This is a genomic window from Deltaproteobacteria bacterium (assembly GCA_016218975.1).
Lineage (GTDB): Bacteria > Desulfobacterota > Deferrimicrobia > Deferrimicrobiales > Deferrimicrobiaceae > JAENIX01.
The window spans coordinates 40,757-51,296 of the sequence record JACRCO010000003.1 but is presented as its reverse complement, the minus strand read 5'-3'; the positions used below and the strand labels follow the sequence as shown (position 1 = coordinate 51,296).

Here is a 10,540-nt window from a genome sequence, read left to right as displayed (position 1 = left end):
TGCTGCGGCGTACGCGATCGCCTCTTGCGTGGGCAAGGAGGAGCTTTCGGAGGACTACATCATTCCTTCGGTTTTCAACCGGAAGGTGGGTCCTGCGGTCGCCCGTGAGGTATCCCGAGCGGCGCACCGGACGAAGGTCGCCCAGCGGGCATCGAAGGCGTACTCGGAAATCCACCTTGTATCCTAAGGAAGCCGCGGTGCAGCGGGCCGAAGGAGGCGTCGCCACTGCCAGGATGCGGAGGTGCCGGATCCCGGACCTGACCGGGATGACCGTCGGAACCTGGCAGATCCTATACGAGACCACGGAAGAGGACAACCCGTACTGCATGTGCCGGTGCGTACGGTGCGGCGTCAAAAAGAGGATACTGGCCATCAAGATCCGGAAAGGATATGTGCTCAGGTGCCCGGAATGCCGGATCAGGCGGGAGTTTTTCGGGGAAGTTCAAAAAGAGTTTTAAAAAGCCTTTCGGGCGCTTGAACTTATCGGATATGGGGGTAGAATACATTATTTGCGCCAAGGCCGGCCGGGGGTATGCCGGCGGCCAGGCCCGCCGCAACGGAAGTCGGCAAACCCCGTCAGGTCCGGAAGGAAGCAGCGGTAGCCGCACAGCTCCGTGTGCCGGCGGTTTCCCTGGCTGCCGGCGGACCCCCGGCCGGTAATCGGGCATGCCCTCCGAAGCTCCGATGCGTTGGGTTTTTGAATGCCGCATGGAGCGCAGGAGGACGGGGGCGGATACGCATATGGCGTACGAGGCGCTGGCCAGGAAATGGCGCCCGAAGGGGTTCGAGGAGGTCGTCGGCCAGGGGCACGTCACCCGGGCGCTTGCCAACGCGATCTCACTCGGGAAAATCCATCACGCTTACCTTTTCGCGGGAACGCGCGGAGTGGGGAAGACCACATTCGCAAGGATCCTCGCGCGGGCGTTAAACTGCGAAAAAGGCCCCTCCGCGGCTCCATGCCGCCAATGCTCCGCCTGTCTCGAGGTCCTCGCCGGCACGGCGGTGGACGTGCAGGAGATCGACGGCGCGTCCAACACGGGCATCGACGACGTCCGCAGGCTTCGGGAAAACGCCGCGTATGCCCCATCCCGCCTGCGATACAAGATTTACATCATAGACGAAGTTCACATGCTCTCGAAGTCGGCCTTCAACGGGCTGCTGAAGATACTGGAAGAGCCGCCGCCCCACACGGTGTTCGTCTTCGCGACCACCGAGCCGAACCGAATTCCCGACACGATTCTCTCCCGGGTACAGCGTTTCGATTTTCGAATGCTCACGGAAGAGGAGATCCTCGACCGCCTCCGGGAGATGGCGAATGCGGAGAAGATCGAGTGCGAGGAAGACGCCCTGGGCCTCGTGGCGCGCTACGCGTTCGGTTCCATGCGGGACGGGCAGTCGATCTTCGAGCAGGCGGCGGTGTCCGGAAACGGACGTATCGATGCGGCGCTCGTCGAGGAAATGCTCGGGCTGGTCGGCACGGAGGCGGCGCTCGACCTGGTGGGCGAAGTGGCGGCCGGAAATGCGGGAGAGGCGATCCGGAAATTTTCCGTCCTTCTGTCGCGGGGGGCGGACCTGAAATTTCTTTACCTTTCGATCGTGGATGTCCTGCGGGACGCCGCCGTCTGGAAATTCACGGAGAACGACGGCCTGCTTTTCCGGCATTCCCCGTCTTCGCTCGAGCGTTTGAAGGGGCTTTGCGCGGGGAAAAGCCGCGAGGAATGGATGTTCCTGCTGGATATCGCTTTCCGTTCGGAGAAGGACGTTCTCGGCACGGAGTTCCCGCGGTTGGGGTTCGAATTGCTGCTGCTGCGGCTGGTAAACGCTCCGGGGTTGCTCGACGTCGAGGGTCTGGCAGGGGAGGCGGCCCCTCCGCCGAAGCCCAGGCTGCACGCGGTTTCCGGTTCGCCGGAGACGGATTCTCCGCCGAGGGCCGCTTCGACGACCTTCGCGGCGCGCGGACCCGCGCCGGCGCCCGCAGCGGGAGCCAGGGACCAGCTGTGGGACGCCCTCCTGAAAAACCTGACCGGGAAAAAGAAGACGGTGCTGCTGAGTCTCCTTTCGCAGATGAAGGGGCGGCGCGAGGGAGACGAGCTGGTCATCTCGTCCCCCCATCAGTTCGTGCTCGACCGGCTGAAGGAAGACGACAAGTGGCCTGTCCTTATTCAGGCCGTCTCGGAAGCGGCGGGAAAGAAACTCGAGGTCCGGCTGACCGCTTCCGGGGAAAAAAAAACCCCTGAGACCGTAGACGCAGCCGCCGAGGAGGACCGGGCAAGGAGAAAAGCCCTCGACGATCCGTTGCTGGCCGAGGTGCTCAAGGAGTTCGAGGGGTCGACGGTGCTGGAAGTGCGGCCCGCCCCGCGCAAGGCGCCCGCGCCTCCGCCCGCCGCCCCCGAGGCGGAACCCGAAGAACCTGCGCCGGGCGAGTCCGATCCGGACGCCTGAGCGGTCCAGGTGATACATATTACCGGCCTTGGCCCGGAAGGTTTTTGCGCCGAGGTATTTTTCGCGGGCAAGGCGTCCCCCGCGAGGGGTAGCCCGTGAGGCGTGCGTAGCCCGGCAAACAGATCCCGAGGCGAATTGCCTTCCGGGGTCAATGACAGGGGATCGACGATGGATTTTCAGAACATCCTGAAACAGGCGCAGGAGATGCAGGCGCGCCTCGCCAAGCTCCAGGAGGAGCTTGCTCAGAAGACGGTCGAGGCGTCCGCCGGGGGCGGCATGGTGACGGTGACGGCGAACGGCCGCCAGGAGATCCTGTCCGTGCGAATAGAGAAAGAGGTGATCTCGCCGCAGGAAGCGGACCTCCTCCAGGACCTCGTACGCGCCGCGGTGAACGAAGCCCTTTCGCGTTCCCGGGAGATGATCGCCTCGGAGATGTCGAAGGTCACGGGGGGGATGAACCTCCCGGGGCTTCCATAGCGCGATGTCCTACCCGAAGCCGCTTCGGGGGCTGATCGCCCTGCTTTCCCGTCTACCCGGCATCGGGGAGAAGACGGCGACGCGCCTTGCGCTCCACATGCTGCGCATGCCACGAGAGTCCGTCCGGGAATTGGGCCAGGCTATTGCCGGGATCTCCGAGGCTGTGATAAGATGCACCAAATGTTTTAACATCGCGGATGTTGACCCGTGCTCCCTGTGCACGGACCCCGCGCGCCGGGATGACCTGATCTGCGTCGTTGAAGATCCTACCGACATTATCCCGATAGAAAAGAGCGGGGAGTACAAGGGCAGGTACCATGTCCTCGGGGGGGCGATTTCACCGATCGACGGCGTGATGCCGGAGGACCTGCGCATCCGCGAATTGCTGGAAAGGATTTCACGGGGAGGGGTGGAGGAAGTCATCCTCGCCACCAATCTCACCGCCGAAGGGGAAGCCACCGCCTCCTACCTGGCCGGGGTGGTCAAACCGTCGAACGTGCGCATCACCCGCATCGCTTACGGCATGCCCGTGGGCTCGGACCTGGAATTTACCGACGAGGTCACCGTCGGCAGGGCGATCAAGGGACGCCGGGAATTATAGAGAAATTCCATTCGAGAGGGGTTAAAGCAATGAGCAAGAGCGTGGCGGCGGCAAAACTGCCGGTCAAGAATGACCTCGGGTTCTTCGAAATCCGGATGGAGAGCATCGGGGGCCTGGGCGCCAACGTCGCGGGAAAGATCCTGACGGAGGCCGCCATTTTGCGCATGGGAATGAACGGAGCCGGGTTCGCCTCGTACGGCTCGGAGAAAAAGGGGACGCCCGTCAAGGCGTTCGTACGGATCTGCGAGGCGGGCCAGACGGTGCGGGTGAACAGCCCGATCGAGGAGCCGCACGTGCTGGCGATCTTCCACGAGGCGCTGGCCAGGACCGTGCCGGTGACCGCGGGGGCGATCCCCGGAAAGACCACGGTGATCCTCAACACGCGCAAGACCCCCGCGCAGGCGCGCGACTTCCTGAAGATCCAGGGCGGGAAGGTCGGCACGGTCGACGCGATGGAGGTCGCGATGGCCACTGGTTCCCGCGTGAACATGGTCATGATGGGCGCCATCGCCAAGGCCGCCGGTTTCTTCGACTGGAAGGCGCTCGAGGAGGCCATCGGGGAGGCGTTCGGGAAGAAATACCCGGCGCTGATGAAGGGAAACCTCGAGGCGCTGAAGCGCGGTTTCGACGAGGTGAAGTTCGAGGAGTTCCCGGTCGACGGGAAGTACCCGGCCACGCCGTTCAGGCGCGAAGTCCCCAAGCTGGGGTACGAGAACGCGCCCATCGGCGGGACGATCTACTCCGTGGGGAACATGCGGTTCAAGGACCTTTCCACCAGCCGCACCGGGATGATCCCGCTCTTCATCGTGGACAAGTGCACGCGCTGCGGAGAATGCGACCTGACCTGTCCCGACTACTGCTTCGTGTGGGAGAAGGGCAAGGATCCCAAGACCGGTAAGGACGGGATGATTCTACTGGGCATCGACTACCAGTTCTGCAAGGGATGCCTGCGTTGCACCCACATATGCAAGTTCGGGGCGCTGCTCCCCGTCAAGGAAGCGGAGCAGGACATCGACAAAATCACCGTAAAACACAAGCATCTGAAATAAGGAAATGAGGGAGAAAACGATGGTGCAGACGGCGAAGAAGACAGGTGCCCGGCCGGCGCAGGAAGTCGTGGTCAACAGCGGCAACGAGATCGCGGCGGTGGCGGCCAAGCACGTCAACTACCACATCATGGGGTACTACCCCATCACCCCGTCCACGGAGATCGCGGAGACGCTGGACGCGATGAAGGCGGAAGGGGAGCACACCATCCGGATGATCCCGGGAGACGGGGAGCACGGCGCAGCCGGGATTTGCTACGGGGCCACCACGGCGGGCGGGCGCGTCTTCAACGCCACGTCGGCCAACGGGCTGCTGTTCGGATTCGAGCAGCTTCCCGTCCAGTCGGGGACCCGCTTCCCGATGGTGTTCAACATCGTCACCCGTGCGGTATCGGGGCCGCTGGACATCCGCGGCGACCACAGCGACATCATGCTGGCGATGAACACCGGCTGGATCATCCTCATGGCCTCCGACGTCCAGGCGGTCTACGACATGAACATCATGGCGCCCAAGATCGGGGAGGACATGTCGGTCCGGCTCCCCGTGATGGTGGCGTTCGACGGCTTCTTCACCTCGCACCAGAAGCGCCGGGTGGAGATCTTCTCCGAGCCGAAAGAGGTGGTCCAGGAGTTTCTGGGACCGTTCGTCCCGACGGTGACGTCGGTCGATCCGCGCAAGCCCGTCACGATCGGCCCCTACATGAACGACCCCGACCTCATCAACAACAAGAAGCAGCAGGCCGACGCGATCGTGCGGGCCGACGCCGTGATCAAGAAGGTGTTCGCGGAATACGCGAAGATTTCCGGGCGTGAGTACCCCTTCGTCGAGCTTTACCGGATGGAGGATGCGGAGGCGGCGTTGTTCATCCTGAACTCGGCCGCGGAGACGGCCAAGGAGGCCGTGGACGCGCTCCGCAAGCAGGGGAAGAAGGTGGGACTCATCCGCCCGAACGTGATCCGGCCGTTCCCGCAGAAGGAGATCCGCGAAGCCTTGAAGAAAGTGAAGGGCCTCGTGGTCGCCGACCGGCAGGACAACTTCGGCGCATACGGCGGCGCGATGACTATCGAGGTCAAGGCCGCGCTCCAGGGGATCAGGGGGAACGAGACCCAGGTCGCCGGGCGGATCTACGGCGTCGGCGGGAAGGAGTTCTTCGTCGAGGACGCCGAGGCGATGCTGAACGAAGCGCTTGAGATCGCGAAGGACGGAGAAGTGAAAGTCCCCTACGACTACTTCGGGATCAATCCCGGCGAGAAGGGATACGAGCCGCCCAAGGCGTATGAACCCATCACCGAGGAACAGGCGTCCGGGATCGTACGGGTCGAGACTTCGCCTGAAGGAAAAATGGATGTGAGAGGCATCAACATGCGGGCCTTGACGGAGCGGCCTAAACGGGTCGGCCCCGGCCACGGCGCATGCCCCGGCTGCGGGATTTTCGTGAACCTGAACACGTTCCTGAAAGGCATCGAGGGGTTCGTGACCGTGCTGTTCCACACCGGCTGCGGGATGGTGGTCACCACCGGCTACCCGTACACCTCCCACAAGATCACCTACGTCCATAACCTATTCCAGAACGGCGCGGCGACGATGTCGGGAATCGTCGAGATGTTCGAGGAGCGGAAGAAGCGGGGAGAGATCCCGAAGGACGAGAAGATCACCTTCCTCATGGTCACCGGGGACGGCGGGCACGACATCGGCATCGGCCCGTCCCTGGGCGCCGCGGCGCGCAACAGCCGCATGATCATCATCGAATACGACAACCAGGGGTACCAGAACACCGGCTCCCAGCTCTCCTTCACCGTGCCGATCGGGCAGTCGACCTCCACGTCGAACTACGGTCCGGCTCAGAAAGGGAAGGCGACGCACCACAAGGACACGGCGCAGATATTCAACGCTGCGCACATCCCGTACGTCTTCACGGCGGCCGAATCGAACCCGCGGGACATGATCCGCAAGGCGGCCAAGGCGCAGAAGTATGCGGACGAAGGCCTGGTGTTCGGCAAACTGATCTCCATGTGCCCGCTGGCGTGGCGCACTGAAGAGCGTCTCTCGGTGCCGATCATCCAGGCGGCGGTGGACAGCTGTTTCTTCCCGCTCTACGAGATCGAGCACGGGATCACGACGCTCAACTACGACCCGGAGGAGAAGGGGAAGAAGGTCCCGGTTACGGAGTGGATCAAACAGATGGGGAAGACCAAGCACATGCTGAAGCCCGACTGCAAGCACGTGCTCGATGCTTTCCAGACCGAGGTGGACCGCCGCTGGCTCCGCCTAAAGGAGATGCACAAGAACCCGCTTTTATAGGGACGGTCCTGAATACTTGCATGGAAACCCGGGGAGCCCCCAAAAGCCTCCCGGGTTTTTTTATCTTCGACGCGCAGGAATCATATACAGGGACCAGGGCATCAAATCGGCGGTCCAGGTGGAAACCGGTTGGAATACTGTAGCGGAAAGGAATAAACATGGGACCTGTTTCCCATTTTCTCGCGGGAACGGCGGCGATATTACTGGCGGCGGGGCCGGTAAGGGGCTTTGCGGATGAGCACAAACATCACCACGAACATGCAGGACACAAGGAACACATGCATCATCACGGAGGGAAGGCGCCGCAGGAAGGTTATAAGCGGTCCGTTTCCTCTTATGAAGTGCCCGACGTCACCCTGAGGGGACCGGACGGTGCGGGGATTACGCTGCGTGAGGCGCTCGGAGGCGGAAACCCGGTTATGCTGAACTTTATATTCACGACGTGCCCCACAATCTGCCCCTTGTTGACCGCATCCGTCTCCAAGCTCCGGCAGGATCTCGGCGCGGACCGGGATAAAATCCGGATGGTGTCCATCACGATCGATCCTGAATACGACACTCCCGCCGTGATGAAGGAATATGCGAACCGGTTCTCCGCGGATTCCGGATGGATGTTCCTGACGGGGAGCGCGGCCGACATAGTATCGATCCAGCACGCCTTCGACGCCTACCGGGGAAACAAAATGAAGCATGCCCCTTACACCTACCTGCGCGCATCCCACGAAATTTCCTGGACGCGTCTCGACGGGATCCTGAGCGCCGAGGAGCTCGAACGCGAAGCCAGGTCGATCCTGACGGCCCGTTGACCGTACCGCCACGCCGCAGACCGGCAGGAAAGCGTCTCCTGACTCTCCTCGGGGCCATTGCCGTATCGCTTCCTCTTCTTGCAGGAGCAACCGATCCGAAACCCTTACAAACCGGAACAGGTGGCGGGCAAGAAGAACTTCACGGGAAGCGTATCTACCGGGAGGGATTGCTCCCCTCGGGGGAACCGGTGCAGGCGCGGATCCGTGATGACGTGCCTCTGGCGGGAAAACAGGCCGCATGCGTGAGCTGCCACCGCCGCAGCGGGATGGGCTCCATCGAAGGCCGCACGATCGCGCGTCCCGTGACCGGGACGGCCCTCTACCGTCCCTCGGAGCTATATGCGCGCGGGCCGTTCCAATCGCTGCGGAACGGGGCGGGGAAGTGGCCGGCATACACGGACGAGACGCTCGCCCGGGCGATACGCGAGGGGATCGATCCCTCGGAACGGATCCTCGGCCCGGCGATGCCGCGTTATCGGCTCGGCGACGGGGATCTACGCTTCCTGATTTCCTACCTGAAGTCCATGTCCGTTTCCGTCGCACCGGGCGTTACCGAGGAAACCATCCGCTTCGCGACCGTGGTCGACGGCCGGACCGATCCAGCGAAACGGAAAGCGATGCTGGACGTCCTTCGGACCTATTTTGCGGACATCGGCGGCGATCCGCGGAATATTTTACGGAAGGGAAAGCTCCCCGGACTGGCCGGGGCGAAGCAGTTCGGGGCGTTCCGGAAGTGGGAACTCGACGTATGGGAGATGTCGGGGCACGAAGCGGCATGGGAGGCCCAACTCGAGGAGCATTACAGGGCGCGGCCCGTCTTCGCCTTGATCGGCGGAATCGCCGAAAACGGATGGGGGCCGGTCCACCGTTTTTGCGAGAAGTACGAGGTCCCTTCCCTCTTCCCGAACGTTGTCCTTCCCGTCGTATCAGAGACAAACTATTACTCCTTCTACTTTTCCCGGGGGATGGCGCTCGAGGCGGAGGCGCTCGCACGGCACTTGGGAGGAGAAAGGGAGTCGATGCGGGAAGGTACGATCGTCCAGGTCTACCGGAGCGACGAGGCGGGAACGATTTCCGCCGAAGCGTTCAGGAGCGCCCTGCGCAAAAACAACGTCGCAGGCCTCAGGGACCGGCGCATCGGCGAAAACGAAGCACTGACGCCCGCCTTCTGGGCTGGCGTGACGGCGTCGGATCGGCCATACGCGGTCGTGCTCTGGCTTCGCGCCGCCGGACCGGGCGGACTCGGCCTTCCGGATGAGCCTGCGGTCCTCCCCGAACGGATCTATCTCTCTTCGGGACTGACGGGCGGAAGGAACATCCCGGTCCCGGAATCGCTCAGGGACAGGGTCCATCTCCTCCATTCCTTCACGCAACCCCTGGACGAAGAACGGCGAATGGCCCGTTCGAGAGCGTGGCTCCGGAGCCGGGGGATGGGGCGCGCTGAGGAACGCCTGCAGGCGAACACGCTGTTTGCGGCCGCGCTCGCGATGGAGGCGCTGGATCACCTGCTGGGCAATTTCTCGAGGGACTATTTCATCGAATGGATCGAGCACCAGGCGGAGGACGCGCTGACTCCCTCCGCCTATCCCCGCATGGCGCTGGGCCCCGGGCAGCGCTTCGCTTCCAAAGGTTGCTACATCCTGGGGTATTCGAAGGATGCGAAGGATTGGGTGACGCCCGTCGGCGGCTGGATCGTCCCGGATCGGTGACGCGCGGCAACCGCCGTCTTTTGATTTCTCTTTCCCTATGGTATCTTTCGCCTATGGCGCAAGGGCATTTCATCCTACGCGAGAAGGAATTCCTCGATTTTCAGGCCGTCCTGAAGAAACTCCTGGCGAATTCCTTCGCCAAAGTGGTCTTTCTTATCGACAAGAACGGGTCCCTTATCGCCTCTTCGGGAGAAACGGAGAATTTCGACACCACCTCCCTGGCTTCGCTGGCGGCGGGAAACATCGCAGCCACGGGGGGGCTTGCCTCCCTCATCGGTGAAAAGGAGTTTTCCATCCTTTTCCATGAGGGGGAACGGGACAACATGCACATCTCCGTCGTGGCGAACCGGCTGATCCTCGTGGTTATCTTCGACCGGCGCTCCTCCGTCGGGCTCGTGCGGCTGCGGACGCGCAGGGCGTCGGTGGACCTCGAAAGAATCCTCCGCGACATAGACGCCGGGGCAGCGAAAGAGGAAGAGGGAGACATCGAGGAGCTCACCGAGGCCGACATCGAGAGCCTGTTCAAATAATGTCCTTCATCAACTACTCGCTGCGCGAAATCAACTGCAAGATCGTGTACTACGGGCCCGGCCTGTGCGGAAAAACGACGAACTTGCAGTACATCTACCGCAGGATGAACCCGGATTCGCGCGGGAAGATGATCTCCCTTGCCACGGAAAGCGAGCGCACCCTATTCTTCGACTTTCTGCCGCTTTCGCTCGGCGAGATACGGGGCTTCAAGACCCGGTTCCACCTCTACACCGTACCCGGACAGGTGTTTTACGACGCCAGCCGCCGACTTATCCTGCGGGGAGTGGACGGCGTGGTTTTTTCCGCCGACTCCCAGCTCACGCGGATGGACGCCAACGTGGAGTCCCTGGAGAACCTTCAGGGAAACCTGCGGGAACAAGGTTACGACGGTGACAGGATTCCCCTCGTGATGCAGTACAATAAAAGGGATTTGTCCCAGGTGGCATCGGTGTCGCAGCTTCACGCGCTTCTCAATTACCGGAACGTCCCCGAGTTCGAGGCTGTGGCCACGACGGGGGTGGGCGTCTTCGAAACGCTCAAGGCCATCATCAAGCTGATCCTGATCGACTTGAAGAAAGGCGGGAGATAGTGTACCGTCTCGCAATCGGGATGGCGCATTAGCTTAC

Annotated in this window: 11 protein-coding genes and 1 other RNA gene; all 12 read left to right on the top strand. The window is 62.4% G+C overall.

Annotated elements, in window-relative coordinates:
- Nucleotides 1–187 (top strand): hypothetical protein (locus tag HY896_00830; protein ID MBI5574889.1); only part of this gene is annotated, 187 nt, incomplete at its 5' end.
- Nucleotides 177–458: a hypothetical protein gene (locus tag HY896_00825; protein ID MBI5574888.1), complete on the top strand. Its 282-nt coding sequence runs from the start codon at nucleotides 177–179 to the stop codon at nucleotides 456–458. The genes HY896_00830 and HY896_00825, both read left to right, overlap by 11 nt.
- Before the next feature lie 82 nt (nucleotides 459–540).
- An RNA gene (ffs, locus tag HY896_00820) (signal recognition particle sRNA small type) lies at nucleotides 541–640 on the top strand.
- Nucleotides 641–708: 68 nt separating this feature from the next.
- Nucleotides 709–2,442, top strand: coding sequence for a DNA polymerase III subunit gamma/tau (dnaX, locus tag HY896_00815; protein MBI5574887.1), 1,734 nt, complete (start codon nucleotides 709–711; stop codon nucleotides 2,440–2,442).
- Nucleotides 2,443–2,610: 168 nt separating this feature from the next.
- Complete coding sequence (locus HY896_00810) at nucleotides 2,611–2,919, top strand: YbaB/EbfC family nucleoid-associated protein (protein ID MBI5574886.1); 309 nt, start codon at nucleotides 2,611–2,613, stop codon at nucleotides 2,917–2,919.
- Nucleotides 2,920–2,923: 4 nt separating this feature from the next.
- Nucleotides 2,924–3,520 carry a recombination protein RecR gene (recR, locus tag HY896_00805; GenBank protein ID MBI5574885.1) on the top strand — a complete coding sequence of 199 codons (597 nt, stop codon included), beginning with the start codon at nucleotides 2,924–2,926 and terminating at the stop codon, nucleotides 3,518–3,520.
- A 29-nt stretch (nucleotides 3,521–3,549) separates the two neighbouring features.
- Nucleotides 3,550–4,569: a 2-oxoacid:acceptor oxidoreductase family protein gene (locus tag HY896_00800; GenBank protein MBI5574884.1), complete on the top strand. Its 1,020-nt coding sequence runs from the start codon at nucleotides 3,550–3,552 to the stop codon at nucleotides 4,567–4,569.
- 19 nt (nucleotides 4,570–4,588) lie between these two features.
- Nucleotides 4,589–6,868, top strand: a complete 2,280-nt coding sequence (locus HY896_00795) for a pyruvate synthase (GenBank protein ID MBI5574883.1) — start codon at nucleotides 4,589–4,591, stop codon at nucleotides 6,866–6,868.
- Between the two features lie 158 nt (nucleotides 6,869–7,026).
- A complete protein-coding gene (locus HY896_00790) occupies nucleotides 7,027–7,674 on the top strand; it encodes an SCO family protein (protein MBI5574882.1) in 648 nt (215 codons plus the stop codon).
- Between the two features lie 188 nt (nucleotides 7,675–7,862).
- Nucleotides 7,863–9,383, top strand: coding sequence for a hypothetical protein (locus tag HY896_00785; protein MBI5574881.1), 1,521 nt, complete (start codon nucleotides 7,863–7,865; stop codon nucleotides 9,381–9,383).
- Between the two features lie 53 nt (nucleotides 9,384–9,436).
- Nucleotides 9,437–9,913, top strand: a complete 477-nt coding sequence (locus tag HY896_00780) for a roadblock/LC7 domain-containing protein (protein ID MBI5574880.1) — start codon at nucleotides 9,437–9,439, stop codon at nucleotides 9,911–9,913.
- On the top strand, nucleotides 9,913–10,503 hold the full coding sequence (locus tag HY896_00775) for a GTPase domain-containing protein (GenBank protein MBI5574879.1): 591 nt from the start codon (nucleotides 9,913–9,915) through the stop codon (nucleotides 10,501–10,503). The genes HY896_00780 and HY896_00775 overlap by 1 nt, the downstream gene beginning before the upstream one ends.
- The last annotated feature ends 37 nt before the right edge of the window (nucleotides 10,504–10,540 follow it).